24 protein-coding genes are annotated in these 25377 nt (G+C 38.4%); 19 read left to right on the forward strand and 5 right to left on the reverse strand.

Going from position 1 to position 25377, the window contains the following annotated elements; genetic code table 11:
* The first annotated feature begins 1 nt into the window (after position 1).
* The gene (locus CVT07_RS01450; RefSeq protein ID WP_021092055.1) at positions 2-436 is read left to right on the forward strand and encodes a molybdopterin synthase catalytic subunit; all 435 of its coding nucleotides are present in this window, start codon (positions 2-4) and stop codon (positions 434-436) included.
* An 11-nt stretch (positions 437-447) separates the two neighbouring features.
* On the forward strand, positions 448-915 hold the full coding sequence (locus CVT07_RS01455; protein ID WP_103572354.1) for a molybdate transport repressor: 468 nt from the start codon (positions 448-450) through the stop codon (positions 913-915).
* A 7-nt stretch (positions 916-922) separates the two neighbouring features.
* Here CVT07_RS01455 and CVT07_RS01460 read toward each other — a convergent pair whose 3' ends face one another.
* On the reverse strand, positions 923-1561 hold the full coding sequence (locus CVT07_RS01460; protein ID WP_103616791.1) for a Crp/Fnr family transcriptional regulator: 639 nt from the start codon (positions 1559-1561) through the stop codon (positions 923-925).
* A gap of 149 nt (positions 1562-1710) precedes the next feature.
* Positions 1711-2124: an acyl-CoA thioesterase gene (locus tag CVT07_RS01465; RefSeq protein ID WP_103570655.1), complete on the reverse strand. Its 414-nt coding sequence runs from the start codon at positions 2122-2124 to the stop codon at positions 1711-1713.
* Positions 2125-2214: 90 nt separating this feature from the next.
* Here CVT07_RS01465 and ciaB point away from each other — a divergent pair, with 90 nt between their 5' ends.
* Together ciaB and CVT07_RS01475 are read left to right on the forward strand one after the other, a co-directional pair.
* Positions 2215-4059, forward strand: coding sequence for an invasion protein CiaB (ciaB, locus tag CVT07_RS01470; protein WP_107935599.1), 1845 nt, complete (start codon positions 2215-2217; stop codon positions 4057-4059).
* Positions 4052-6412 (forward strand): putative bifunctional diguanylate cyclase/phosphodiesterase, encoded by a 2361-nt coding sequence (locus CVT07_RS01475; protein WP_107935601.1) that lies wholly within the window; start codon positions 4052-4054, stop codon positions 6410-6412. Before ciaB ends, CVT07_RS01475 begins: the two co-directional genes overlap by 8 nt.
* Before the next feature lie 18 nt (positions 6413-6430).
* Here the strand turns inward: CVT07_RS01475 and CVT07_RS01480 are convergent, their stop codons facing one another.
* Entirely contained in the window at positions 6431-6970 is a 540-nt protein-coding gene (locus CVT07_RS01480; protein WP_107917099.1) for a hypothetical protein, read from the reverse strand.
* Positions 6971-7034: 64 nt separating this feature from the next.
* Here CVT07_RS01480 and CVT07_RS01485 point away from each other — a divergent pair, with 64 nt between their 5' ends.
* The gene (locus CVT07_RS01485) at positions 7035-9404 is read left to right on the forward strand and encodes an EAL domain-containing protein (protein ID WP_107917098.1); all 2370 of its coding nucleotides are present in this window, start codon (positions 7035-7037) and stop codon (positions 9402-9404) included.
* On the opposite strand, the gene CVT07_RS01490 is transcribed toward CVT07_RS01485, so the two are convergent.
* On the reverse strand, positions 9401-9589 hold the full coding sequence (locus tag CVT07_RS01490; protein ID WP_002940779.1) for a hypothetical protein: 189 nt from the start codon (positions 9587-9589) through the stop codon (positions 9401-9403). The two genes, CVT07_RS01485 and CVT07_RS01490, sit on opposite strands and share 4 nt — an antisense overlap.
* Before the next feature lie 129 nt (positions 9590-9718).
* Between CVT07_RS01490 and dut the strand changes: the two genes are divergently transcribed.
* Both dut and CVT07_RS01500 read left to right on the forward strand, forming a co-directional pair.
* Positions 9719-10414 carry a dUTPase gene (dut, locus tag CVT07_RS01495; RefSeq protein ID WP_107935603.1) on the forward strand — a complete coding sequence of 232 codons (696 nt, stop codon included), beginning with the start codon at positions 9719-9721 and terminating at the stop codon, positions 10412-10414.
* The gene (locus tag CVT07_RS01500) at positions 10411-11151 is read left to right on the forward strand and encodes an EI24 domain-containing protein (protein ID WP_107935605.1); all 741 of its coding nucleotides are present in this window, start codon (positions 10411-10413) and stop codon (positions 11149-11151) included. Before dut ends, CVT07_RS01500 begins: the two co-directional genes overlap by 4 nt.
* 17 nt (positions 11152-11168) lie before the next feature.
* Here CVT07_RS01500 and CVT07_RS01505 read toward each other — a convergent pair whose 3' ends face one another.
* The gene (locus CVT07_RS01505; RefSeq protein ID WP_021092115.1) at positions 11169-11690 is read right to left on the reverse strand and encodes a hypothetical protein; all 522 of its coding nucleotides are present in this window, start codon (positions 11688-11690) and stop codon (positions 11169-11171) included.
* Positions 11691-11774: 84 nt separating this feature from the next.
* On the opposite strand from CVT07_RS01505, the gene CVT07_RS01510 reads away from it, so the two are divergent.
* The 12 genes from CVT07_RS01510 (at position 11775) to CVT07_RS01565 (ending at position 25367) form a co-directional block, all read left to right on the forward strand.
* Entirely contained in the window at positions 11775-12143 is a 369-nt protein-coding gene (locus CVT07_RS01510) for an L-arabinose ABC transporter (protein ID WP_230855720.1), read from the forward strand.
* The gene (locus CVT07_RS01515) at positions 12144-12551 is read left to right on the forward strand and encodes a pyridoxamine 5'-phosphate oxidase family protein (RefSeq protein ID WP_107935607.1); all 408 of its coding nucleotides are present in this window, start codon (positions 12144-12146) and stop codon (positions 12549-12551) included.
* 293 nt (positions 12552-12844) lie between these two features.
* The gene (locus CVT07_RS01520) at positions 12845-17674 is read left to right on the forward strand and encodes a retention module-containing protein (RefSeq protein ID WP_107935609.1); all 4830 of its coding nucleotides are present in this window, start codon (positions 12845-12847) and stop codon (positions 17672-17674) included.
* Positions 17675-17784: 110 nt separating this feature from the next.
* Positions 17785-18378 carry a LemA family protein gene (locus CVT07_RS01525; protein ID WP_107935611.1) on the forward strand — a complete coding sequence of 198 codons (594 nt, stop codon included), beginning with the start codon at positions 17785-17787 and terminating at the stop codon, positions 18376-18378.
* The gene (locus CVT07_RS01530; protein ID WP_107935613.1) at positions 18378-19232 is read left to right on the forward strand and encodes a TPM domain-containing protein; all 855 of its coding nucleotides are present in this window, start codon (positions 18378-18380) and stop codon (positions 19230-19232) included. Before CVT07_RS01525 ends, CVT07_RS01530 begins: the two co-directional genes overlap by 1 nt.
* A gap of 988 nt (positions 19233-20220) precedes the next feature.
* Complete coding sequence (locus CVT07_RS01535) at positions 20221-20904, forward strand: ABC transporter substrate-binding protein (RefSeq protein ID WP_107935615.1); 684 nt, start codon at positions 20221-20223, stop codon at positions 20902-20904.
* Entirely contained in the window at positions 20885-21406 is a 522-nt protein-coding gene (locus tag CVT07_RS01540; RefSeq protein WP_107935617.1) for a 4'-phosphopantetheinyl transferase family protein, read from the forward strand. The genes CVT07_RS01535 and CVT07_RS01540 overlap by 20 nt, the downstream gene beginning before the upstream one ends.
* Positions 21407-21431: 25 nt before the next feature.
* Entirely contained in the window at positions 21432-21809 is a 378-nt protein-coding gene (locus CVT07_RS01545) for a hypothetical protein (protein WP_230855721.1), read from the forward strand.
* Positions 21796-22962 carry a beta-ketoacyl synthase N-terminal-like domain-containing protein gene (locus CVT07_RS01550; RefSeq protein ID WP_107935619.1) on the forward strand — a complete coding sequence of 389 codons (1167 nt, stop codon included), beginning with the start codon at positions 21796-21798 and terminating at the stop codon, positions 22960-22962. Before CVT07_RS01545 ends, CVT07_RS01550 begins: the two co-directional genes overlap by 14 nt.
* Positions 22962-23402, forward strand: coding sequence for a thioester dehydrase (locus CVT07_RS01555; RefSeq protein WP_230855722.1), 441 nt, complete (start codon positions 22962-22964; stop codon positions 23400-23402). Before CVT07_RS01550 ends, CVT07_RS01555 begins: the two co-directional genes overlap by 1 nt.
* Positions 23395-24114 (forward strand): 3-oxoacyl-ACP reductase FabG, encoded by a 720-nt coding sequence (fabG, locus tag CVT07_RS01560; RefSeq protein ID WP_107935623.1) that lies wholly within the window; start codon positions 23395-23397, stop codon positions 24112-24114. Before CVT07_RS01555 ends, fabG begins: the two co-directional genes overlap by 8 nt.
* The gene (locus tag CVT07_RS01565) at positions 24114-25367 is read left to right on the forward strand and encodes a beta-ketoacyl-ACP synthase (RefSeq protein WP_107935949.1); all 1254 of its coding nucleotides are present in this window, start codon (positions 24114-24116) and stop codon (positions 25365-25367) included. Before fabG ends, CVT07_RS01565 begins: the two co-directional genes overlap by 1 nt.
* Positions 25368-25377: the final 10 nt, after the last annotated feature.

Below are 25377 nucleotides of genomic sequence, written 5' to 3' on the forward strand. Positions count from 1 at the left end.
GATGCAAATTTATAATGGAAGCTTGGACGTTCAAAGCATCACAAACGAGTGGTATGATAAATTTAAAGATAAAAACTGCGGTGCGCTCATCACTTTTGTAGGCATAGTAAGAGAAGAGGGCGGTATTTCGGCGCTTAGCTTTGATATCTATGAGCCGATCCTTAAAAAATGGCTAGATGCTTGGCAGGAGCGAGCCAAAAAAGAAAATGCCTACGTGCTCTTTGCTCACTCAAAAGGCGACGTGGCGGTGCATACGAGCTCTTATGTAGCTGGAGTTGTTAGCCCTCAAAGAAAGGTCGCGCTAAGGCTTATAAACGAGTTTGTCGAGGACTTTAAAGCAAATGCGCCGATCTGGAAATACGACGTGATAAATGGCGAGAGAATTTACGCCAAAGAGCGTAGCCAAGCGATAAATGGCGCTGGACTTTTGGCATAAAAAGGGCAAAAATGATAACCAAAGAGAGTAAAAAAGATGTTTTTTGGGCGTTAGCCTTTGGGCTTGGACTCTTTGTCTTTAGCATCGTTGGCTATTTTTATCTTGATCTTGGCACGCCGTCTCTTTTTGGTGTCATCGTTGGCGCCATTTCAACCTTTTTTTGCGTGAGAAAGATCTTGCAAAACAACTTTTTTGAGATAGATGATGATGGATTTGTCATAAAAAAAGGCTCAAAAAATATCAAATTTTTCTTCAAAGATATCGATGAGATCGCCATTAAGAGCTTTGGCGATAAGAAAAAGGTCGATGCGTTAAGTGTTAAATTTAGAAAAAATCGCCTGGATAGAGATGCGTGTTTTGGCTTAGTGCAGGCACTTGGCGATGATATGATCGTCATTTTTGACAGATATGAGCTTTCGCAATTCACACTTTCAAAAGAGCTTCGAGATAGGCTAGCTAAATTTAAAGATAGGGCGTAAAAGCTTTTTAATTCGTATAACTTTCAAGTTTTTCGTGGTCGATGATGAGAAATTCGTGCGGTGTGATCTTTCTGATGATGTCGTCTTTGATAAGCTCATTAAAGGCTGTTGAGGCGCTTTGGCGCTTGAGGCCAACAAAGCTTGATAGCACCTTTAGAGAAAACGGCAAAAATACATATCGGTAGCCATTTTGTTTTAGATCTTGCTCATTTGCAAGCTCGATTAAGAAATTTGCTATCCTGCCCTTTGCGTCCTCAAAAAGTATCGACTTTGTGATCTGGCGCTGCACGATGATGGTGTTTAGCGTGGTTGTTAGGATCTCGCTTGCAGCTTTTTGATTGTGCAAAATTTCGCCGATATTATCTAGTCTAATAACGTAAATTTGGGCGTCTTCAAGCACTTCAAATGCGCAGTTGTCATCAAGTATGGCGATGTTGTTTTTTTCTAAATGATAAAGGATAAATTCCTCGCCATCTTCAAAAAATGAGAGCTTTGCTGAGCCGCTTTTTAGGATAATTATCTCGATATCTTCGGTGTAGATTGTGCTTGTTTTTGGCAGCTCTTTAAACTCAAATTTCTCCAGCTCATCTTGTGTTAAGATATCTAAAATATGCGTTTGTAAAAGCCCTAAGCGTGATTTTTTCATCTTTCTCCCAAAAAAGTGTAAGGGCAGATTTTACTTTATAAAGCATTTAAATAAGTTGAAATTTCTCTTTTTTGATGTTACTTTTTTTCAAATTTTTTTAAAAATAGTGATAAATTCGGGGGTTTTGGCTGCATAAATTGCAACCAAATTTAAAATCCGTGAAGCTCTTTTAGCTTCTCATCTATCGGTTTTTTGTGCCCGTCTTTTGTCACACTAACATAGGTCGCGGTGGCGCTTGTGACGTGTATAGTCTCTCTAAAACCGCCATCATTTAGCCTAAGTGCAGTCACTTCTATCTGCGTTGTTATCGATGTTTTACCAACTGCGATGATCTTTGCATAGCAGCTTAGTACGTCGCCAACAAATACTGGTTGTTTAAAGATGATCTCTTTCATAGAAATTGTCACAACTCGCTCAGGCGAAATTTCTCTAGCAGCCTGAGCACCTGCAAGGTCTATCTGACTCATTATCCAGCCGCCAAAGATATTGCCAGCTGAGTTTGTATCTTTTGGTAGCATCACTTGCTTGATGCGTGGCTCGCCAAAGTCCTTTAAAATGTCCATTTTTTGCCTTTTAGATTTTAAATTTTTGGTAAATTGTAGCAAATTTTAATGGCTTTATGCTAAAATCCTGCAACTTTAAGGGATGAAAAGATGAATGATTTTAAAAGACTAAATGAACTTACAAAAGAGCAAAAATCCAAGCTAAATGCTATTTATAAAAATTTAGATGACAAGATCATAACTGATGCTCTGAAGATTTGTGCCCTTGATGGCACGCCAAGCCAAAAACTAGCCATTGCAAGAAGGATAGTTGATCTTAAAGTAGACCCACTTCAAAATGAGCTAAAAAAGCTAAATTTAGGCGAGGACGAGCAAAAGCATGTGCTAAATTTGATCTATGGCTATGTTAGAAATTTATATGAAAATTTACACTCCGAGCTTATAAAAAAGGCACGTGATGAGCAAATTTTAGACCCATTTTTTCAAGCTTTTGTAGAGGCTATGCACGAGCTTGGACTTAGTCTAAATGCATGGCAAATTTCGTGGCAAGATAAGATAATAGACACTACAAATAAAGAGTTTGAAGCTAAATTTAAAGATCTAAGCCTAGCAAATGAGTTCATCACTAAAAACGGCTTATTTCAGTGTGATAGTAATGGCGCAAGGGCTGATAGAACGTATGGCGCAGTTTGCAAAGAGGGCGAGAAATTTAGCTTTTTGTCTTACGCGCTTGCTTTTAAAGATGAGGTTGGAGAACTTAAAAAAGTCTTTACTAAAAACCTTGAAATTTTAAGAAATTTAGCTCAAAATGACGAGCAAAAATCCTACGTAAAATACCTTGAAAAGCTGCAAAATGCCTTTTGCGAAGAGGACAATGCAAAGGTGATAAATGCTTGGCAAGAGGCTGAGATAGCGTGGATGGATGTAAAAGGAGCGCTTCAGCCAGGCCATCCGCTAGAGTACTACGAGGACGCCTACACGCACGCGGTTGCGCTTGAGTGGGACATCAGGCTGGTGGATAGCGAGGGCATTGACGAGCTTAAATTTAAAGAAAAAGTGACAAAAACTTACAAAAGCGTCTGCGAAAAGATCAAATTTGATAACGCCGTGACAAACAAGGCAGTTAGTGAAAATATCGCTAGAACGCAGCTTTATATAAGCGTGCCGATGATCTATTACGGCGCGGAGTTAAACGGGCTTTTTAGCGCTCAAGTCGTGCCAAATGACGAGAGTGTGAGTGCAAAATGTGGCAAGAAAATTTTTGCCTTTGTAAATCACGTCTATGAGGGCGCGAAGGCAAAGCCTTTTATGAAGCTTGGGGCTGAAATTTTTAGCAAGGAATTTTTGGATTTTGGTAGAGAGATTTTATTTTTAAAGCCAAAAATTTGGAAAAAAGTATATGAAATTTCAACGATCGGTCATGAGTTTGGGCATATCCTCTTTATCGGACTTGATACTGAGATGAGCATGAATAAAAGTGGTGTCTTTAAATTTATAGAAGAGTACAAAGCAACGACTGGCGGGTTAGTAAATTTCTTCTTGCACGAAGAAGCGGAGTATAAAATGGCCGTCTTTCACGAGCTAATAGCCCGCGCTGTTGGGCTTATAGCGTGGCGAAAGGTCGATGAGGTGAGGGCTTATTACTGCGAGGGGCTCATACATCTTAGCCTACTTTTTAGGGCTGGAGTGCTTAAATTTGATGGCAAACTAAGTGTTGATATGAGCGAGCAAGCTTACGCTAAATTTAAAGAAATTTGCTTAGAGAACTATTACGAGCTAGCACAAACATACGCTAAAAAAGATGATGCGAGCACGTTTTTGGAGAAATTTTGCCAAAAAGATGAGCAGAGCTATCTGCCAAAAGATGAAGAGTGCAAGAAATTTGTGGAGCATTTCTACGCCAGGTATGAGGCTATCGGCAACGACGTCGATGATAGCGGCGAGTGGCAAAGGTGGCAAAAGCTAGCCCAAGAAGCGGAGAGTGGCCGTGCTTGATAGGATAACAAATTTTCATAACGGCTCGTTTTTATTTATATTTGCCCTGATTATTGCTTATTTTTTTGCTATTTATCTGGGTGATCAGTTTTATCTGACAGCTATATCAGTAGGCACTGATGTAGTGATCGCCTTGTTTTTGTTCTTTTTCTTAAAAAGTAGTAGAAATTTAAACTCATACTGGACCTATATATTTTTGGCTATCGCAAGCTGGGCGCTGGCTGATATCCTTTTATTGCTTTATGATAGATCGCTTCTTATGCAAGGAAACATCTCCCGCACGGATCTTATGCAAATTTTATATTTGATCCCATTTTTTATGTTTCTTGTATCTGCTATTGCTTTTTTTGCAAGAATTTTAAAAAGAGTGATATGGCAGCAAGTCGTGGTAGATGCGCTTGCTTTGATGCTTATTACGGTTAGTTTTTTTTGGTTTGTAATTTTTGATAGAAGTCTAGCAGTAGTGCTTAATAAAGAATTCGTGATTAACCTTTCATACATCATAATGGATATTTTTATCTTTTGCTTTGTCTTTGTTGTCGCATTTTCACTAAATTTTGTATCAAAAAAACCAATTTTTAGCTATAAAAGAGTTAGCCTACTTTTATATCTATCAGCCTTGCTTATCATTTGCATTTGCGACGCATACTACTCATCAAAGGCCTTTTTGGCATACGGTGGCACAAATGTTCATTACAAGTTTTTCTTTAAAGTTGCGTTTTTTATTATATTTGTAGCTTGCTTGCACCTAAAAGAAAACGAGGCAAATATCAAGATAAGAAGCTACAGAAAAGACTATACAAGAGCGCTTATATATAAATTTGTCACCTTGCTTTTCATCTCTTTACTTTTTTTGGGAGCTGCTAATACCGATAAAATTTACTCTGTATGGATAGTTTTTCTACTTATGGTTTTGCTAGCCTATGCAGCGCTAATTTACAGTATCTCAAGCACAGTTGCTATGAGGGATCTAGCTAGATCTGAAAGGCATATCATCGCTAAACTAGATGAAGAGATCCAAGATAGTTTAAGAGAGCTTGAAGAGAAAAACGAGCGCTTAAGGCAGCTTAGCGAATTTGACTCACTCACTGGACTTTTAAATAGACAGTCATTTTTAAGCAAATTATCAGAGATGATAAAGACTAAAGCGCTTGGTGAAAAGATAGATATTTACAGCATCGATATCAACCACTTTAAGGCTATAAATGACTCATACGGCCACTACGTAGGCGATGAGGTGCTTTTAAAACTTTCTAAAAATATCAAAGCTATCTTGCCAGAGGGTGCTATCATCTCAAGGTTTGGCGGTGATGACTTTATGATAGTTTTAAAGCAAAAAAATGAGGGGCATTATAGAGAATTTTTATACTATCTGCTAAACATCATAGCCGAGCAAATCTCAGTTGGCGACTATAAGATAGCTCTTGGAGCAAAGGTTGGCGTTAGCTCAACGCAAACAAGCGAAATTTTAGCTGATGATCTCATCATGCAAGCTGGAGCCGCACTTGATGCAGCCAAAAGAGATGTCAATACAAAATATGTCTTTTATGATGATATAAAAGAGATCATTCAGGAGAAAAACTACATAGAAATTTTGCTAAATTCTATGAATTTTGATGAGGAATTTAGCCTAAATTTCCAGCCGCAGTATCTACTAAACGGCAAAAAGATAATAGGCGCTGAAGCTCTTATAAGGTGGAACTCTCCAGTAAAAGGCTTTGTAAGTCCGGCTAAATTTATCCCAGTAGCAGAGCAAAGCTCTATCATAAATACAATAGGAATATGGGTGGCAAAAGAGGCCATAAGGCAGATGAGCTACTGGAACAAAAAGTATGGCATCAGCCTAAAAGTTGGCATCAACATCTCGCCAAAACAGGTTGATAATGTAAATTTTGCATCGGACATCTTTGGCTATGTTGAAGAATTTGGCATGGATCCAAAGTGCGTTGATATCGAGCTTACAGAGGCAAGCCTCGTCAATGCCGAAGAGATCATGCAAACAGTCTTAAAGAAATTTTCAGATAAAGGCATGAGCATCTCGATCGATGACTTTGGCACTGGCTTTTCATCGATGAACTACATCAAAAAGTATCCGCTAGATAGGTTAAAGATCGCAAAAGAGCTAGTCGATAACATCGCTATAAACGAGATCGATAGAGACGTTGTAAAAAGCGTTATAACTCTAGCTAAAAATATCGAGCTAAAGACGATCGCTGAGGGTGTTGAGGATGAAACTCAGCTTGAAATTTTAAGAGAGCTAGGCTGCGATGAGATACAAGGTTATTTCTGGGGCAAGCCGATGAACGCTAAAGACTTTGAAGAGCTTATAAGAAGCACACTTGATCACATCTAAGCTTGTAAATTTACAAGCTTAGCCCATAACGCTTTTGTAATCTAAATTTTCAAAAAGTAGTAGCTCTTTTTTGCTCTCTTTTATAAGCGCTTTTACTAGTTCTGAGGTCTCTTTATTTTTTGGCAAGACTAGATGGATTTTTTCATTTATAAAGATGATAAAGATATTTTTAAGCTCGTAAATTTCACTTACATCTTTTATGTCAAAGATTTCATTTTCTTTTGGCTCATTTTCGTAAAATGCTAAATTTTTCTCATCTATTTCAAAGATCATCTCTTTTTTAAAGTCTGAAATTTCTAAGCTTTTTAGCACCGATTTTCGTCTATTTTTTAAAAAAATTGGATAAAAAATGATCCAAAAAATAGCAAAAATGACGCCGATAATAGTAAAAATTTTGGTTTTTAAAAGCATATCAGCGACAAATCCAGCTATAATAGCCTCCGTAAAAATCATAAAAACATTTATAAAATACTGTTTTCTAGCCTTTTTTGAGAAAAATAGATTAAATGCTTGGTAGTCTATTAAATTTTCTCCAGATAAGACGATATTACATTTCATAATAAACCTTAAAGAAAAATTTGCAAAATTATAACTAAAAATAAGGTTTTAAACAGAATAAACAATGGAGAGAAACATTTTTTTTACGTCAAATTCGTCACTTATCGTAAGACAAAAACAAATTTTCTATGCCGTTATAGCTCTTTTTATATTTTCTCAGTTTGCCGGCATCTTAAACTATAAAATTTTTGAAAATTTGTTGATATTTTTTGGCTTTGGTCTTGTAGTTCTTGGTATCTACATCTCTATGAACAGATCAAAGCTTAAAGCTATGCACTGGCTTGCTGCATGCTTTGGGGTCTTTCTTTGGACGATTATTGATGCCATTAGAAGCGTCAATGAAGACTTTCTTTTAAGAAGCAAAGAGCAAATTTCTTATCTTGATTTTTTTGATCTGCTCCCTATGTTTTTACTATTGGCCGCTGTTGGTATATTTTTTGTGGTCAAATTTATAGCTAGCGATAAAAAGATCCTAGTTCTAGCCGATAGCTTTAACGTTCTTTTGCTAGTTTTCACGCTTGCTTATTGTATTGTTGGTGATATGGGCGATTTTGATATATTGATCCATCCTAAAAGCCCTAGTGAGCTTGCTGCTAGCATTGCTATTTTTGTAAATTTATCTATTTTATTCATCGCTCTTAGTGAAATTTTTAATAGCAACCATCTTTACATTAGACATAGCGGCTTTTTTTTGATAATAGCAAGTGCGATTTTTACGCTGTTAAATTTATATGTTTTTTATAATGAGCTTATAAACAAAGGGCATGACTTTACTCTGCACTCTATCTACCTTGTGCCATTTTTCCTCTTGATGCTTGGAGCTTTTTACTTAAGGGGCGACAACAAGCGTATAAGCGCAGCAGATGTTGGCATAAAAACAACATCTAAGCTCGTACCTATCATCTCAGCTGCACTAATACTTATAAAAGCCAACCTCTCATCTTATGTCGATCTACTTATAATTTTTGTTATTGTAGCTGGAGCGGTCATTAGCTATTTTATGAAGGTGCTTGATCAAAGCGAAGAGATATATAACGCAGAGCAAAATTTACATGATGCTAAAAACAAAGAGAAGCACCTAAAGACAAACGAACTTGAGATGATAAATTTAAGTTTAGAGGGCGTATCTGAAAAAGACTATCTAACCTCTCTTGGCAACAGAGACTCATTGCTAAATGAACTTAAAGGTATGTGTAGCGTTTTGGGCGAGAAGCAAGAGATCGCAGTTTATTATATAAATATAAGTCGCTTTAAAAATATAAATACCTCTTACGGACATGAGGTTGGCGATAAAATTTTAAAAGCGATAGCAAAGCGCATACGTGAAGCGTGCAACAGACAAGAGGTTACCGCAAGGATCGGCGCTGATGAGTTCATCGTGCTTTCAAAAATGGAAGAAAATAGCCACACTAAACGCATGAAACTTGGTATGGAGCTAAGAGATACGATAGAAAAACCTTTGCAAATAGATAAGTATCACTTTGCGATCAAGAGTGTCGTTGGTATCCACGTTGTCACAAGAGATAACATCAGCGATCCTAGAAATATCATCAAAAAAGCTGATATGGCGATGTACTACGCTAAGCAAAATCCAGCCAAAAACCCGATGGTTTATAATAATGAGATAGATAGCGAAATACAACAAAGCTCAAACATAGAGATAGCTCTTAAAAAAGCAAATTTACAAGAGGACTTTGAGGTATATTTTCAGCCGATTTATGACATTAAAAATTTAAAGATCATCTGCGTAGAAGCGCTACTTAGATGGCAGTCAAAAGAGTATGGACAAAAAGAAGCTGGCGAGTTTATGGATATAGCTAGCTTAAATAGCGACATCTTAAACGACATCTGCACGCTTTCTGTCTCAAAAACAGTAGAACAAGCCGTAAGATGGCAAAACAAAAAGCTAAAAGTGCCAAAAATAAGCATAAACGTAGCGCAAATTCAAAGCACATCTGAAAAATTTGTAAATGAATTTATGCTAACTTTAAACTCGCACCACCTAAATCCAAAGCAGTTTGAGCTTGAATTTAGCGAAGATATATGGAAAAACGACCAAGAGACGCTTGATAAAATTTTCTCACTTTTGGAGAAAAATAGCATAGATGTTTGTATAGATGACTTTGGATCTGGATATACGTCGTTTGTCTATATCAGAAAGTATAAGATCGATCGCATAAAGATAGCAAATGACTTTGTTGCTCAGTCAGTGATCAACAAAAAAGATATGCAAGTAGTCGCTGCTATCATAAATATAGCAAAATCAATGAAGCTAAAAGTGACAGCAAAAGGCGTGGAAAGCCACGAGATAAAAGAGCTTTTAAAAGAGCTTAATTGTAATGAAATGCAAGGATATTTCTTATCTCGTCCGATGAGTGCGGAGGAGTTTGAGAATTCTTTAAGGCAGAATTCTCACATGGTGGCTGATATTTAAATTTCAGCCTTTATCTCTTCGTTTGATTTTACGACCATGCCTGAGCCATGTATCACACTTGGGATACAGCTTGTGCAGATATCGACCTCTTCGCCGTTTTTGTGAGCGTGGATGAAAACTGCATTTTTATCATCGCTGCTTTTTAGTCCGCAAACGTTGCAAACTACTAGATCTTTCTCTCTCATCTTTTCTCCTTTGAAATTTTGGGTGATTTTACATCTTGTAAGCTTGCATTAAGATGATTTAGGTCAAGCTTGTCGCTTGAGCATTAATTGTTTTTTGTTATAATCATTTAAAATTTAAAAGGTTTAAAAATGGATGAAAGAACTATTGTTTTAGAGATGTTAAAGATGCAACAAAGCCTAAATGACGAGACAAACGGGCTTGGTTGGGAAAATGGCTATACAAATAAAAATAAACTCATAAGCTGGAGGCGTTGCATATATATGGAGTGCGCTGAGCTCATTGACAGCTTTGCTTGGAAGCACTGGAAGAGCATAGATGCTAAGACTGATGAGCAAAATTTACGTATCGAGGTTGTCGATATCTGGCACTTTATAATGAGCCTAGCACTACAAATTTATAAGGCAAAACAGCTTGGCGATGTTGAAACTTTGGCTGAGGATATCTGCCAAGCAAGCGGTTTTAGTGACTTTTGCAAAGAGCCACTAAGTGTCGAAGACGAGAGCATTTATGAGATCATGAACGACGTTGAGATGCTCATACATGAGTGCAGCGGCTTTGACTATGACATCTTTGATATCTTTAAAATTTATTTCTCAATGTCTTTAAAATGTGGCGTAAATTTATACTCGCTTTATGAGTGCTACATCGCTAAAAATGTGCTAAATCGCTTCCGTCAAAACAACGGTTATAAAGAGGGCAGCTATAATAAAATTTGGAACGGACGCGAAGATAACGAAGTGATGAGCGAAATTTTATCAAATGGCGTTAGCACGATAGATGAAATTTACGCCGCACTTGAGCGCGAGTACAAAAAGGTAAAATGATAAATCTTCTCCGTCTTGGCTTTAAAGACTTTTTTACAGCCAAATTTATAACGCTATCTATCTTGCCACTTTTTCTTAGCATACTTTGCCTAGCTTGGCTTAGCGTCTGGGGAGGTGGCGAGATATTTGACTTTTTAAGTGACGGCGCTAAAAACGAAAATTTCGCCTTTTTAGAGACAAACTCGACGCTATCTTTTATAGTTATTAAAATTTTAAGCTTTAGCGCCACAAAGTGGATAGTTAGCATACTTTTTTACGTTTTAAGCACCTTTTTAACGATCATTATTAGCATCGTGATCGCTCTAATCGTAGCTGGCTTTTTAACGCCAGTTGTGGCTAAGGAGATAAACAAAAGGCACTACAACTACGTGCTTAAAAATGAGGCTAGCACGGCTAGAGTGCTAAAGGTGATGATGGTTGAGATCGTGAAATTTCTTGGGATCTTGCTCGTTTGCTTGCCACTTTTGTTTGTGCCATTTGTAAATTTTTTCATCATCAACGTGCCGTTTTTTTACATCTACTATAAACTTTTGCTAATAGACGTTGGCTCAAACACGCTTGATAGCGATAAATTTGAGCTAGCACTGCTTGAAGGTGGCGGGGTTAAATTTATAGTTTTTACACTTTTGTTTTATCTCATCTCGCTTGTGCCGCTTGTTGGATTATTTTTTCAGCTTTATTTCGTGATAGTCTTGTCGCACCTCTTTTATCAAAGAGAGGCGCTAGTTAAAATTTAGAGCCAAAAGCTCTAAATTTATGCGTAGTAAGATACTTTTTTGCTCTCATCAAGCAATGTGTCAAATAGCCTTTTTGTCGCACTTAGTAGGTTTTTATTGGCATCATTTTTAGCTAAAAGTTCGTCAAACATCTTTAGCATATTATCATTTATGAAATTTTTATGATCCAGGTCTTTTGCGTCAGGCAACATCTGCTTGATCTTGTTTGAAAGCTCACTTATGCTTTGGCTGCTACCTGCGATCTTGTCGCCTTCCTTGACGTTTTTCATAAACTCATCAACCTGTGGGCGAATTTGCTTCATCGCCTCTTCGATCTCTTTCATATCTTGCTCGTCTATACCGTTGCCTTTATAGGCAAACTCATAGCCGTATTCGTGCGTGAGAGTTAGACTTCTTTGGCTTGAAGTGCCATTTTTTTGGCTTGAAAACTCTAAGTTTTTGTTGTCATACATAGAAAAGCTTATCTCGTCGCCTGAGCTAGTCTTCATCGAAAAGCTCATGTTGTTGTAGCTTCCTTGAGAGTAAAAATTTGTTTGCATTTTTAAATCCTTTTGAGGCTAAATCGGCAAAATTTTAATTTCATAAAGCAAAATTTTGTAAAATGCGTCAAAAAAGGACGGGCGATGTGTTGTTTTGGGACTAGGATCTTTTTGCTGATGCTTATCACTGTTTTAAGCTTTGTTTTTGCTAGACTTTGGCCTGTTTTGCCAGTCGTTGGCTACTACTTTATACTTGCAAATTTTCTTGCCATTTTGATGTTTACACTATTTTTTAAAGGGCTTTTGCCAAGCTTTGTAAAGGTAAACGCGATCCACTATTTTTCGCTAATTGGTGGCTTTTTGGGAGCATTTTTAACGATGATAGTTTTTAAAAAAGTGGCAAAGGATAAATTTAATCTCACCGAGCTTATCATCTTTTTGATCTGGGTTGTTATCTTGCTTGTTGTTATCTTTAAATTTCAAGCTATTCTTGACATTTTTAGGGGAATTTAGATGGATGAGAGGATAGTTAAATTTCTAAAAAAGATGCATCTTGCAAGTGTCTGCACCATTGATGATGAGGGGCAGCCTTACGCTTTTAGCGCATTTTACGCCTTTGATGAGATAAGCTTTAGCCTTTTGCTGGCTAGCTCGCACGAGAGCTCACATATCAAATTTTTAAAAAACTCAAAGCTTGTGGCTGGCACCATCGCTCTTGATACGAAGATCGTTGGCAAGATAGAGGGTGTGCAGTTTCAAGGAGCGATGAGAGAGGCTAGCGAAAGTGAGCGAGAAATTTACTTTAAAAGATTTTTTTACGCAAAGGCGATGGATCCAAAAATTTGGTCTATAAGCCTTGAAAAGGTTAAATTTACAAGCAACACTCTAGGTTTTGGCAAGAAAATTTTTTGGCAAAAGTAGCTAAAAATCGCATAATATTTTCGTGTTAGCTTAAAAGATGCTCTTTCTTAAGGCGTTCAGAATAACGCTTTTATGAAACGAAAGGTACATGTACCATATAAAAATTTTTTTTAAAATTTTTTACACAAAAGTTACACAAAATGCCTTTTTTAGGGGTAATTTTAAAAATATTAAAGTGTGATAAAAGAGTATTAAATAACTAAAAATAAACTTAAATTTACCCAAATTTTACTTAATATCCCCAGCCTCACTCTTATTATATAATCGCCGAAAAAATTATTAAGGAGAGTTTTATGGCTAAAGAAGCGGGTGTAGTAAAATCGCTAAGTGGCAAGGCGGTCGCAGTTGATCAAAACGGAAACGAGAGAGAGCTAAAAGTTGGCGATATCGTTTATATGGGTGAGAGTGTCAAAACTAGCGATGCAGCCGACAAAGTAACTATTGTTGCAAATAACGGCAAAGAGCTAACTGTACTAGGTAGTGACACGCTTTCTTTAAATCCAAATACGATAGGTGCTGAGGGCTTAGCTGATATAAGCGCTTTGCAAAATGCTATTTTAAATGGCGGTGATCTAACAAAACTTGAAGAGACTGCTGCTGGTGGTAATGCTGCTGCTGGTGGTGGAGATGGCGTGAGCCTTGGTGAGGCTAGATTTGCTGAGGGCGGTCACTACTCAAACATCAATGAAACTTATAGAAATTTAACTGATACAAATAGAGCTTTTGCTTCATACGATAGTCCAATAGGTGGCTATAGTGATGGAAATGCTAATGGTGGCGACTTGATCCCTCCAAAACCAAGTGTAAGTGTTGAATTTACAGAGGATAAGAATAACGATGGTTTTTTAACTTATACAGAAAATTTTGACAATAATGCCTCTTCTCATGATTTAAATACAAGTCCAGTAAAAATAACTGTAGCAAATGTTATCCCTGGCGATATCCTTCACATTACTCTAACAAAACCAGATGGTACGACTGACAATAGAGTAGTTACTATCGATCAAAATATAATCAATAACGGCTATGAGATACCTAATATGCCAGTTGCTGAGGGTAAAATTTCAAAAGTAGAAGCGTATATTACCGATAGCGCAGATCCAAATACAATAAAAAGTAATGAAGCGTCTGATAGTGTTACTCCAGATGTAAGACCAACTTTAACATTTACTGAAGATCGCGACAATGATACTGGATTAAGTGATCTTGAAAATGGACGAGATGGTAATTACAGAAGCACTCCAGTGGATATAACACTTCCAAAAGATGTAGTAGCTGGCGATAAGATCGTCATAACCTATACTGATCCGTTAAATTATAACAACCCATCAGCTCCTCATGAAAAAACAATCACACTAGAACTAACTCCAGAAATGGTTAGAGATCATAAAGTGACTGGCGTACCACTTGATATATTCCCTGGTGTAAGAACATATGCAAGCGTTCACGTAGTAGCTGCTGATGGTACTCAAAAAAGTGCGGAGTCAGATACAGACAATGTATATCCACTTGATACTGGATTAGCCATAACACTATCTGAGCAAAAAACTCTTCATGAAATTTCAAGACATGAGAGTGTTACTAAGATTGATAAGAATTTTAATGGTGTAAATGAAGATTTGGGTGATGAAAAAGTAAATCATACAACAGCAAAGATCACATTGCCAAATAGGGTTGATGATGGTGATAAGCTTACACTTTCGATAAAAACTCCTAAGCTAGATCCTAATGATAGGACGGGTAGAACAGTGTTGATGGATCCTGCTGATCCTAGTGGCAAGACACCATTATATGAAAACACTACAAGAGACTTTACCATACATGTAAATGATAAAGGTGTTATAACAAGCGTAGTAGAGCATACCTCTTCTGGTGATGTTGATTACACTCCTTTAAAAGAGGATCTTAATCTATGGTCTATTAATGTTGAAGGATTTAATGTAAGACACGAAGGCGATACAACCATAAATGCTAGTATCACCCACATAAATCCAAACAGGAACTCTCCTATAGCTCCTGTAGAGGCTTCAGCTAGCTTAGAGTATGTAAAAGCGCCTGAAGTTATCTTTGAAGAAGCTCATGGAGCTAAAACTATGACTAGAGAGCAAGCTATCAGCGACGGTGATCTTAACAGTACAAAAGTTACTATCAAACTTCCTAAAAATGCAGTAAGTGGAGATAAACTAACTGTAACCATAAATGAGCCAAATGAGACTCCTAAAACAAAAGAATATACTGTTGGAAGAGACGCGAATGGTAAGTTTTTTGTAAAAGATAGTGCTGGTAATGAAATAAATACAGAAACAGATGGCAGAAGTTTCAAAATTTCTGGTATCAAAACAGCAACTGGTGAAGAAACTAAAGTAACAGCTGAGATAGTAGATAGTGACGGTAGTATCCAACATGCTAAAGGCTCAAGTAGCGTTACGATAGCTGGTATAAATGATATGGCTATAAGATTTGTAGAAGATGGTGATGGCAATGTATCTCTAACAAGAGCTGAGAGTAAAGATGGAGATAATAAGCTAGACGAAACTACAATCGCAGTAAAAGTGCCAAATAATGTTATAAAAGGTGATATAGTAACTGTAACAATAGATGGTGCTTCACCTAAAATTTATAAGGTTACAGGTAGAGATGATGATGGTAAGATCACACTAGAAGATACTTCTACTCACACTTCTATAACCGCAAGTGATAAAAACGAGATAGAAATTCCAAATGTGAAGATCATTGCAGGCGAGCCTATAAATGTATCTGCAGAGACTACTGATGCAAGCGGTGGTAAAAAAGCTGAAGCACAAAATCATAACACTCTCGAAAAGCTTCACAATGATATGAAGATAACTTTTGATGCAGATGATGGTGATGGTATCTTGGGTAATGCAGAAGCAACTGGAACCACTACTAAGACAACCATTAAGCTACCTTCAAATTTTGTTGATGGCGATAAGCTTATAATAAACAGTAAAACAGGCAATAATAGCTTCCCTGAGGAAATTTATACGATACACAAAGATAGCAATGGCGTTGTTACTGTTACAAATGATAAAGGAGGCGCTCCTCTAATAGTAAATGGCAATGCAGTTAAATATCCTCTAACAAATTTACAAAATGGTGAAGAGACTATCATCACCGCTAAAGTAACTGATAGTACTGGTGCTGATAAGGTAGAAACAAAGAGTGACATCATCCTCGACACTGGAGCTGGAACTGGAACAAGGTTTAGACTACTTATCGATGAAGATAAAGATAGAAATGGTATGCTAGATAGAGAAGAAGCTATGAAAGATGGACATCTAAATACAACTTCTGCTACACTTCAGATCCCAACTACTGTAACCGCAGGTAATATTATAACAGTCAATGTAGAGGGAGGAACTCCTAAATCTTATGAAGTTGTTTCAAATGATGGTACAAACGTTACTATAAAAGACACAGCAACTAATACTCTTGTCACGCTTGAGGCAGGCAATAAGCTAAAAATTCCTAATGTTCATATAGACAAAGATCATCCAGCTAAAGTAGAAGCTACTATAAATGGAGAAACAAAAACAGCTGAAGCTAAGCTAGAAACATTTGACGCTACAAATTTAAAGGTTGAATTTAAAGAAGATGATGCAAGTAGAGATGGTAAGATAGATAGAGATGAAGCTGTATCGGTTGATGGCGTAAAAGTAACAACTATAAGTGTTCAAGTGCCATATAATGTTATAAGCGGAGATAAAGTATCAGTAACTATCAATGAGCCACAAGCTGATGGTACTATGGCGTCTAGAACTCTACCTTATACAGTTTCAAAAGCTCCTAATGGTGATATATCACTAGTAGATGCGGCTGGCACTCATCCTTTACGTAACAATACTATCGAAATTGGTGATGTCAAAATGCTTCCAGGCAAAGAGACTAGTGCAACTGCAACCATAACAAACGCTGCTGGCGATATGTCCGCAACTTCTCCTGAGGCTAAAGCACAACTTGCTCCACTAAGCGAAGCAGGACTAAACATAAGCATAGCTGCTGATGCAAATGACAATGGTGTGATCTCAAGAGATGAGTCAGATAGTAATACTTCAAAAGTAAAAGTTTCTCTTCCAGGAAGCGTGATAAAAGGCGATAAGATAGATGTTGAGATAACAAATCCTGATAACTCTCAAGTAACTAAACATTATGAAGTTGATAGTAAAGATGCCAATGGCAACATAACATTAAAAGAGGCAGGCTCTACTACACCTATTTATGTCTCTGCAAATCACCCTCTTGAGCTTGATGCAGCTATCGCAGTTGGTCAAGATACAGTGGCAAAAGTAACTCTAACTGATGCATTTAATAATAGCGTAAGTAAAGAAGATAAAGCACATGCTGAGATAGATGTTGTAAGAGGTATTCAATTTACAGAAGATACAAGTAGAGATGGCGCTTTGCAAACTTATGAAAATTCTAAAGATCAGGACACAACGCCTATTAAAGTTTATCTGAACGAAGATGCAAGAGCTGGCGATACAGTTGAGATCAAATATACTGATCCAGATAACCATGCGCAAGTTAAGACACAAACGTATACTATATCAGATGAAGATATAACAAATGGTGCATTTGAACAGGTGCTTGACATCAATCCAATATCAAAATATGATCTAAAAGTTGATGCTACCTATAAAACTCATGATGGCTTAGAGACCAAACTTCCAGCTGAGACACTTTCTATATTGCCTAAAGCAGTTACAGCTGAATACGATGCAAACGCAACTATGAAAGGTGGTGATAACAATAATGACACTTTAATAGTTGATGGACATGGACAAACGATTGATTTTAGTCATGTGGCTGGTCTTGATGCTAAAGTTGAAAGCTTTGAAAATATCCAACTTCAAGGCAACACTGAGATCAAATTTAATGCAAAAGCAATCTTTGATATCACTGATAATCTAGATACTGTTCTTAAGATAAAAGGTGCTGTTGATGAGCATGGCAACTCAACTACAAAAGTTGATCTAGATCACAAATGGACTGCTGACTCTAACTACGATGCTGGTGGCTTTAAGGGCTACTCAAGTGTCGATCAAGTAAGCGGACACACTATCCATATACAAATAGACGATAAAGTCCAAACTGACCTATAATCCCCAAAAAGTGAGTGCCCTTTAAGCACTCACTTCACTTACCTAACTTCAAATTTACATCATTTTTTAAGCCTTATTTTACTAATATCACCCCTTTTAAAGGAGAAAATATGAAAAATTTAATAGCCATAGTTGTAGTCATCGCCGCACTTGTTTTTGGCGCTTTCAAATACGCAAATTCATTTGTCGTGCTTGATGAAAACACCAACGAGAAGTGGTCTCAGGTGCTAAACCAATACAAAAGAAGAGCCGATCTCGTGCCAAATTTAGTTGAAACCGTAAAAGGCTACGCAGCCCACGAGCAAAAGGTCTTTGAAGACGTGGCAAATGCAAGAAGCAAGAGCATGCAAGTAAGCATCGACGCAAGCAGCCTTAGCGACGAGGCAAAGGTTAAAGAATTTATGGCAGCTCAAGGTCAGCTAGGCTCAGCTCTAAGCAGGCTAATGGCAGTTAGCGAGAGCTACCCAGAGCTAAAAGCAAACCAAAATTTCCTCTCACTCCAAAGCCAGCTTGAAGGCACAGAAAACCGCATAAGCATAGCAAGACGCGACTACATCGAGGCTGTAAAAGAGTACAACGTAGCTCTTAGAAGCTTTCCTGGTAAATTTATAGCCAGCATCTTTCATCCAGAGATGAAGCCAAAACAAGGCATCGAGGTTAGCAGCGAAGATATGAAAAACCCAAAAGTTTCGTTTGAGAAATAATGAAAAAAATCATTAGCCTTTTGCTCTTTGCATTTTGCTTTTGTTTTGCTCTAAATTTCAATGAGCAGATCAACGATGAGGCTCATATCTTTTCACAAAACGAAAGAGATGAGCTTCTAAATTTAGTGCAAAATTTCGAGCAAAACAGCACCACGCAAATCGCCATAGTGACTTTAAATTCGCTTGAAAATAAAAGCATCGAAGAGCTGTCTCTTGAGATAGCTAGAGGCTACAAACTAGGTCAAAAAGAAGATAACAACGGCGTGCTTTTGGTGGTCGCTCCAAATGAGAAAAAGGTCCGCATCGAGGTTGGATACGGGCTTGAAGGCGTGCTAACTGACGCTGTGGCAAGCGAGATCATAAATAGCGTGATGATACCTGAGTTTAAAAATGGCAAGATGAGCGAAGGCGTGAAAGATGGCGTTTTAGCGATCATAAAAGTGGCTAGCGGCGAGGAATTTAGTAGCAAAACTAGCCTTAGCGACTTGCCATTTGGCGTGTTTGCCTTTTTTGCTGGCATGCTCTCTTGTTTTGCCTCTGTGATCTTTGGCAAATTTTTTATGCGAACCGGCTTTAGCACGTGCTTTGCTGGACTTGTATCAACCGCACTTGAACAGGGATTTGGCGTGCGAAACTACCTTATCATTTTTGGCGCTTTTGCCTTTATATTTGCGGTATTTTTCTTTATTTTAAAAGACGTTTTTAAGAGAAATAGCCAAGGTGGCTCTTTGCCAATGGGCTTTAGACGAGGTGGTTCAGACTCAAATAATGGCGGTCGCTCAAGTAACAGAGGAGGCGGCTTTAGTGGCGGCGGCGGTGGTTTTGGTGGAGGTGGAGCTAGCGGCAGCTGGTAAAATTTGCCTGCCTTAGAAGTAAATTTATTATTTTGCAAATTTTAAAATTTGCTAGAGTTTTAGACTGCATGCGGCGCAAAGCGCTTTCGCATGCCACCTCTAACGTTGTCGGAGTTAGGGGATCGTTAAGGGGTAAGGGAGCGACTTCGTAATTCAAGCCTCTTCCCCCTTAACAAAGAAACAAACATTAAATTTATAAAAATCTATTTTGCAAATTTTAAAATTCCATTCACTCGCAAGAATTGACTACTAAAATTTGGCTTCGCTAAACGCTTAGCTCAAATTTTAGAGCCGAAATTACTTTTAAATTTACTTGACGCCTATCTAATTTAACTAAGTTATTCTGCAAATTTTAAAATCTTACTCACTCGCCTTAGCAACTTACTAAATTTAGGGCTCATAACTATTCGCCACTAAATTTAGAAGCGTGATATGCTCGCTCATAAATTTTAAAATTTGCTATAAATTCTCTCACACAAACCGCATGCGGCGCAAAGCGCTATCGCATGCCCCTCTAACGTTGTCGAGCTTTACTTCTACTTCATCTCGTAACTGCAAGCAGACCGTAATTCAAGCCTCTTCCCCCTTAACAAAGAAAACAAACATTTAAATTTGATTAGATTGCTTTGCGAATTTCAAAATTCTATTCACTCGCAAGAATTGACTACTAAAATTTGGCTTCGCTTTCAGCTTAGCTCAAATTTTAGAGCCGAAATTACTCGTTCATGAAATTTTAAAAATTTGAGAAAACTTGCCTGATGATAAAGCGCATGCAGTGCTTTAGCACAATTGCATGCCCCTCTAACGTGCGAGGGGTTTGGAGGATTAAAAAGGGGGATAAGGGGACGGCTTCGTAATTCAAGTCCCCTTGTCTCCCTTTTTGGATAAAAAATTTATAAACTAAGAAGTTATTTCATATATTTTAGACCCAGCATTTGCATATAAAAGCTAAATTTCTTAAAATATGCCAAAAAATTAGGAGCAAAAAATGCTATCAGGCGAGCTACTTAAAAGCCATTTTGCTAAATTTGATCTAGTGGCGATGCTTAGTGAGTTTTTAAAGCAATGTTGTTTTGATAAAGAAAAATTTCAAGCACTTAAGCGAGATGGTTTTAAAAGCTTAGACAAGAGCCAAAGAGAGGAGCTTCTTAAAATAGCAGGTTTTAAGGCGTATCTTGACGCGAAATTTCAGGGCTTTTTGCGTGAGCTGATGCAAAGCAAGATCTTCGTTATAAGCGGTGTGGAGTATAAATTTAGTGAGCTTGAAATTTACACCTGCTTTGATGCAAACACCTACAAAAGATCGTGCGAAGCGGGCGAAATTTACTTTCACAACTTTGGTTTTGACATCTCTTTTAAGAGCGAGCCAGCGCTTTATGGTGGCATCTTGGTAAGGAGCTTGAAACCATTAAAAGAGCGAAATTTCATCTTTGGACCAAGAAAATGTGCCTTGCATATCTTAAATAGCAAAATAAGTAATTTAAATTTTGATCTAAAAGAGGCTGATTATAGAGATGATGAGGTTGCTTTTACGTCAAGGATTAGGTCGTTTAAAGATGAGAGTGAGCTTCAAAATGACGCTTTAAGGGCGGTTAGTGGCGAGTTTATAGGGGCACTTGAAAGTGCAAAAGAGTATAAAAAAAGAGTTGAAAATGCCTATAAAAAGGGATGAAATTTATCTTTTTATCGGCTTTGAGGCTGAGAAATTTAGCCCCAAAATGCTAGATAAAAAAGAGCGTAGAAAACTAAAAAAATATCCAAATTTAGTAAATTCAAACTCATTTAAACTTTCTCGCTATTTAAAATTTAAAGCAAAAAAACGGGGCAAAATTTGCCTTTCTCACAAAGAAAATATCGCTGTTTTGGCTATCTCAAAAGAAAAAGTTGGCGTCGATGTGGAGGAGCTAAAAGAGCGAAATTTTGACGGAGTGATCAAATTTTGCTTTAGCAAAAAAGAGAGCGAAATTTACGCAAACGCAAAAGATAAAATGCAAAAATTTTATGAAATTTACACCGCAAAAGAGGCTGTGATAAAAGCCAAAAATTTAGCCTTTAGTGATCTTGCTAGCGTTAAATTTGACGAGATGGAGAGAAGATACTTGATTATTAATAATCTATTTATCATTTGCCTTGCATTTAAGCATTTCAAAGATATAATTGTTAAATTTTTATGATTTTAGAACACTAAAAAGGCAAAAAGTGCTTGTAAAAAAGATAGCTATGATCCTTGCGGTAACGCTTCTAGCTCTTGGCTGTGCGAAGAAATTTGATGCGCCAAAGCTGGCGGATTTTAGCTTAAAAGCGTTTAAGGTTAGTTCATCAAAAGGGCCGCTAATGCTCTATGTGCAAAATAGTGAAAACAAGTATAAATTTAGCCTTATAAACGCACTTGGCGTGCCAGAAGCTAGGCGAGTTTTAAAGGACGGCACGTTTGCAAATTTGGGCTTCTTGCCACCAAATAGCGCCTACAACGAGCTTTTTATCAAGGTGCTTGAGATGATAAAAGATGAAAAAAATGAGCAAAAATTTATGATAGATGATCAAATTTATGAGGTAAAAAGCGTTGATCTACGTTAGCAAACCAGCCATTATCAGCGCCGCAGGTAGCAGTAGCGATGAAAATTTAAGTTCGCTTTTAAGTGGTAAGAGATTTTTAAGCAAAAGCTCTGAATTTCACCCGCAAAATGAGTTTTTGGTGGGTAAATTTAATGGCGCTTTGCCTAGCTTTTCAAGTAAAACCAAAGAACACTTCAAAACTCGCACCAACGCCTTGCTTTTAAGCACGATGTTAGAGGTGGGTGATGAGATAAAAAGAGCGATCAAAAAATATGGCAAAAGCCGAGTGGGAGTAGTTCTTGGCACTACAACAAGCGGCGTTGAGGAGAATTTCGAGCCATTTAAAGGCTATATCGCGACTGGATTTTTTGATAAAAGCAGGTTTGGCATAAATAGAAACTGCCTTGCAAACGTGGCTGAGTTTGTAAGTGACTTTTACGAGCTTAGCGGTCCAAGCTACTGCGTATCGACTGCGTGTACCTCGGGTGTTAAGGCGGTTATTGAGGCAAAAAGGCTCATTGAAAGCGAGCTTTGTGACGCAGTCATTTGTGGTGGCGTCGATAGCCTAAATACGCTTACGATAAATGGCTTTAACTCGCTTAGCATACTAAGCAGCGCCCCAAGTCAGGCCTTTTCTAAAAATAGAGAGGGGATAAATATCGGTGAGGGAGCTGGGTTATTTTTGCTAAGCCGTGATGAAATTTCAAATGTTGTGGTCGCCAGCTCTGCCTCAAACTGCGACGCTTTTCACATGACGCAGCCTGATTTTAGCGCTAAAATGGCAGTAAATTGTATAGAGGGCGCGCTAAAAAGAGCTAGTGTGAGCTGCGTGGATTATGTAAATTTGCATGGCACCGGCACGCAGGCAAACGACAAAATGGAGGCAAAAGCTGTAAATTTAACGCTTGGTGCCACCTTTGCAAGCACGCTAAAACCACAGATCGGCCACACGCTTGGGGCTGCTGGAGCTATTGAGAGCGCCATTTGCGCCATGCTTTGCATGGAGCAAAATAGCCTCTTGCCACCACACGTTTATGACGGCGAGTATGATGAGAGCTTGGAGGCTGTAAATTTAGTAAAAAGTGGCACGAAATTTGACGTAAAAACAGCGATGTCGCTATCTTTTGCCTTTGGCGGAGATAATGCCGTGATAATATTTAAAAGAGTGAGATGATGATAAGTGATTATTTGCCACATAGCAGCGCCATAACCTTGATCGATGAAATTTTAGAATTTATCCCTTGCGAGAGCATAAAAGTAAGAAGTGTGATAAATGAGCAAAACCCATTTTTAGAAGATGGTAAATTTATGACGCAAAAGGCGATAGAGATGATGGCTCAAAGTCTTGGGATCTACGACTCAAAGATGCGTGAGCTAAGGGGCGAGAAGGCGATATTTGGCTTTTTGCTTGGTAGTAGAAAATTTGAAATTTTTAGGCCATATTTTAATGTGAGCGATGAGATAGTGATCATTTCAAAGTGCTCCATTCAAGATGAGAGTGGATTTGGCGTTTATGACAGCGAGCTTTATGTAAATGGCGAGCTTGGCGCAAGGGCGGTTTTAAACGTGATGAGCCCTGATGAAGAATTTGTAAAAAAGGCACTTAGTGAGTAAGAGAGTATTGATAACTGGATCAAGTAGAGGCATAGGAGCTAGCATCGCTAGGCGCCTTGCTAATGAATACGAAGTGGTGCTTCACGCAAGAAGTAAGAGCGATGAGCTTTTAAAGATGGCTAGCGAGCTTGGGGCTAAATTTATGACATTTGACGTGGCTAACACTGCTGCGGCTAAAGAAGCTATAGAGGCTGATATGGAGGCAAATGGCGTCTATTACGGCGTTATTTTAAACGCTGGCATAACAAGAGACAACACCTTTGTAGGGCTAAGCGACGAAGAGTGGTTTGACGTGATAGATGTAAATTTAAATGGCTTTTACAACGTCCTAAGGCCAGCGCTAATGCCTATGATAAGGGCTAGAAAGCCAGCTAGGATAGTGACACTAAGCTCTGTTTCTGGGGTCATTGGCAACAGGGGTCAGGTGAATTACTCAGCTAGCAAGGCAGGCATCATAGGAGCTAGCAAAGCCCTTGCAGTCGAGCTTGCCAGCAGGGGCATAACAGTAAACTGCGTGGCACCCGGACTTATAAAGACAGATATGAGCGAAGAAATTTTAAATAGCGACTTCTTAGACGAAGTGCTAAAGGCCATACCTGCAAAAAGAGCTGGCGAGGCAGATGAGGTGGCTGGACTTGTTAAATTTCTACTAAGTGACGAGGCTAGCTACATCACAAGGCAGGTCATCGGCGTAAATGGAGGACTTTGCTAATGCGTGTATTTGTCACAGGTATCGGCGCAGTCAGTGCTTTTGGCAACAGCTGGGAGGAGATGAGGGCTAAATTTCTTGAGGGTAAAAATGCCGTGAGATATATGAGCGAGTGGGAGGGTTATAAAGAGCTAAACACGCGCCTAGCAGCACCTATCATAGACTACAAGCACCCGCAGGAATGGGATAGAAAGCAGCTAAGAAGCCTTGGCAAGGTTTCATGTTACAGTGTGCATGCGGCTGGACTTGCTTTAAAAGATGCTGGCTTGCTAAATGGCGAAGGCTTGCAGGCTGCAAATTTAGACCCAAGCGTGCAAGATGGCAGGATGGGCGTGGCAAGTGGCTCAAGCACTGGTAGTACGGACTCTATCCTTGACATGGCAAAGCTAGTTTTAGATATGGATAGTGGCTTTAACGCAAATACCTACATAAAAATGATGCCTCATACCACAGCGGCAAATATCGCGCTATTTTACTCGCTAAAAGGGCGCATCATCCCTACATCTTCGGCATGTACGAGCGGCTCGCACGCCATTGGCTACGCGTACGAGAGCATAAAAAATGGCAGCATAGATATGATGCTAGCTGGTGGGGCTGAGGAGCTTTGTGTGAGCGAGGCGTACGTCTTTGACAAGCTCTACGCGACTAGTGTCAAAAACCACGCGCCAAATTTGACACCAACGCCATTTGAGAAAGATAGAGATGGCTTGGTGCTTGGCGAGGGAGCTGGTTTTTTAGTGCTTGAAAGCGAAGAGAGTGCCTTAAAAAGAGGAGCTAAAATTTACGCTGAGGTCGTTGGCTTTGGCTCTACGTGTGATGGCACGCATATCACTAGACCACAAAGTGCTACGATGAAAGCGGCGATGAGCCTAGCACTCCGCGCGGCAAAACTAGAGCCAAAAAGAATAGGCTACGTAAATGCCCACGCCACCGCGACAAAACATGGCGATATAGCTGAAAGCATCGCTACAAACGAGCTTTTTGGAGAGGACATCGCCATTAGCTCGCTTAAAAGCTATCTTGGTCACACGCTTGGCGCTTGTGGCGGGCTAGAGGCGATAGCAAGCATAATGATGATGAGAGAAGAGCTATTTTTTCCAACTATAAATTTAAAAGTAACTGATCCTGAGTGCGCAAAGCTAAACTACTTAAAGGAGCCAACGCCGATAAAGACGGACTTTGTGATGAGTAACAACTTTGCATTTGGCGGTGTAAATACATCTTTGATATTTAAAAGAGTAGATAACAAATTTTAAAAAGGATAGA

Source organism: Campylobacter concisus (genome assembly GCF_003048875.2).
Taxonomy (GTDB): Bacteria; Campylobacterota; Campylobacteria; order Campylobacterales; family Campylobacteraceae; genus Campylobacter_A; species Campylobacter_A concisus_AU.

What these genes read in the sequence shown, in the direction of transcription:
- CVT07_RS01450 (WP_021092055.1), top strand. Translation starts at nt 2, where the DNA reads ATGCAAATTTATAATGGAAGCTTGGACGTTCAAAGCATCACAAACGAG.
- CVT07_RS01455 (WP_103572354.1), top strand. Translation starts at nt 448, where the DNA reads ATGATAACCAAAGAGAGTAAAAAAGATGTTTTTTGGGCGTTAGCCTTT.
- CVT07_RS01460 (WP_103616791.1), bottom strand. Translation starts at nt 1,561, where the DNA reads ATGAAAAAATCACGCTTAGGGCTTTTACAAACGCATATTTTAGATATC.
- CVT07_RS01465 (WP_103570655.1), bottom strand. Translation starts at nt 2,124, where the DNA reads ATGGACATTTTAAAGGACTTTGGCGAGCCACGCATCAAGCAAGTGATG.
- ciaB (WP_107935599.1), top strand. Translation starts at nt 2,215, where the DNA reads ATGAATGATTTTAAAAGACTAAATGAACTTACAAAAGAGCAAAAATCC.
- CVT07_RS01480 (WP_107917099.1), bottom strand. Translation starts at nt 6,970, where the DNA reads ATGAAATGTAATATCGTCTTATCTGGAGAAAATTTAATAGACTACCAA.
- CVT07_RS01485 (WP_107917098.1), top strand. Translation starts at nt 7,035, where the DNA reads ATGGAGAGAAACATTTTTTTTACGTCAAATTCGTCACTTATCGTAAGA.
- CVT07_RS01490 (WP_002940779.1), bottom strand. Translation starts at nt 9,589, where the DNA reads ATGAGAGAGAAAGATCTAGTAGTTTGCAACGTTTGCGGACTAAAAAGC.
- dut (WP_107935603.1), top strand. Translation starts at nt 9,719, where the DNA reads ATGGATGAAAGAACTATTGTTTTAGAGATGTTAAAGATGCAACAAAGC.
- CVT07_RS01500 (WP_107935605.1), top strand. Translation starts at nt 10,411, where the DNA reads ATGATAAATCTTCTCCGTCTTGGCTTTAAAGACTTTTTTACAGCCAAA.
- CVT07_RS01505 (WP_021092115.1), bottom strand. Translation starts at nt 11,690, where the DNA reads ATGCAAACAAATTTTTACTCTCAAGGAAGCTACAACAACATGAGCTTT.
- CVT07_RS01510 (WP_230855720.1), top strand. Translation starts at nt 11,775, where the DNA reads ATGTGTTGTTTTGGGACTAGGATCTTTTTGCTGATGCTTATCACTGTT.
- CVT07_RS01515 (WP_107935607.1), top strand. Translation starts at nt 12,144, where the DNA reads ATGGATGAGAGGATAGTTAAATTTCTAAAAAAGATGCATCTTGCAAGT.
- CVT07_RS01520 (WP_107935609.1), top strand. Translation starts at nt 12,845, where the DNA reads ATGGCTAAAGAAGCGGGTGTAGTAAAATCGCTAAGTGGCAAGGCGGTC.
- CVT07_RS01525 (WP_107935611.1), top strand. Translation starts at nt 17,785, where the DNA reads ATGAAAAATTTAATAGCCATAGTTGTAGTCATCGCCGCACTTGTTTTT.
- CVT07_RS01530 (WP_107935613.1), top strand. Translation starts at nt 18,378, where the DNA reads ATGAAAAAAATCATTAGCCTTTTGCTCTTTGCATTTTGCTTTTGTTTT.
- CVT07_RS01535 (WP_107935615.1), top strand. Translation starts at nt 20,221, where the DNA reads ATGCTATCAGGCGAGCTACTTAAAAGCCATTTTGCTAAATTTGATCTA.
- CVT07_RS01540 (WP_107935617.1), top strand. Translation starts at nt 20,885, where the DNA reads ATGCCTATAAAAAGGGATGAAATTTATCTTTTTATCGGCTTTGAGGCT.
- CVT07_RS01555 (WP_230855722.1), top strand. Translation starts at nt 22,962, where the DNA reads ATGATAAGTGATTATTTGCCACATAGCAGCGCCATAACCTTGATCGAT.
- CVT07_RS01565 (WP_107935949.1), top strand. Translation starts at nt 24,114, where the DNA reads ATGCGTGTATTTGTCACAGGTATCGGCGCAGTCAGTGCTTTTGGCAAC.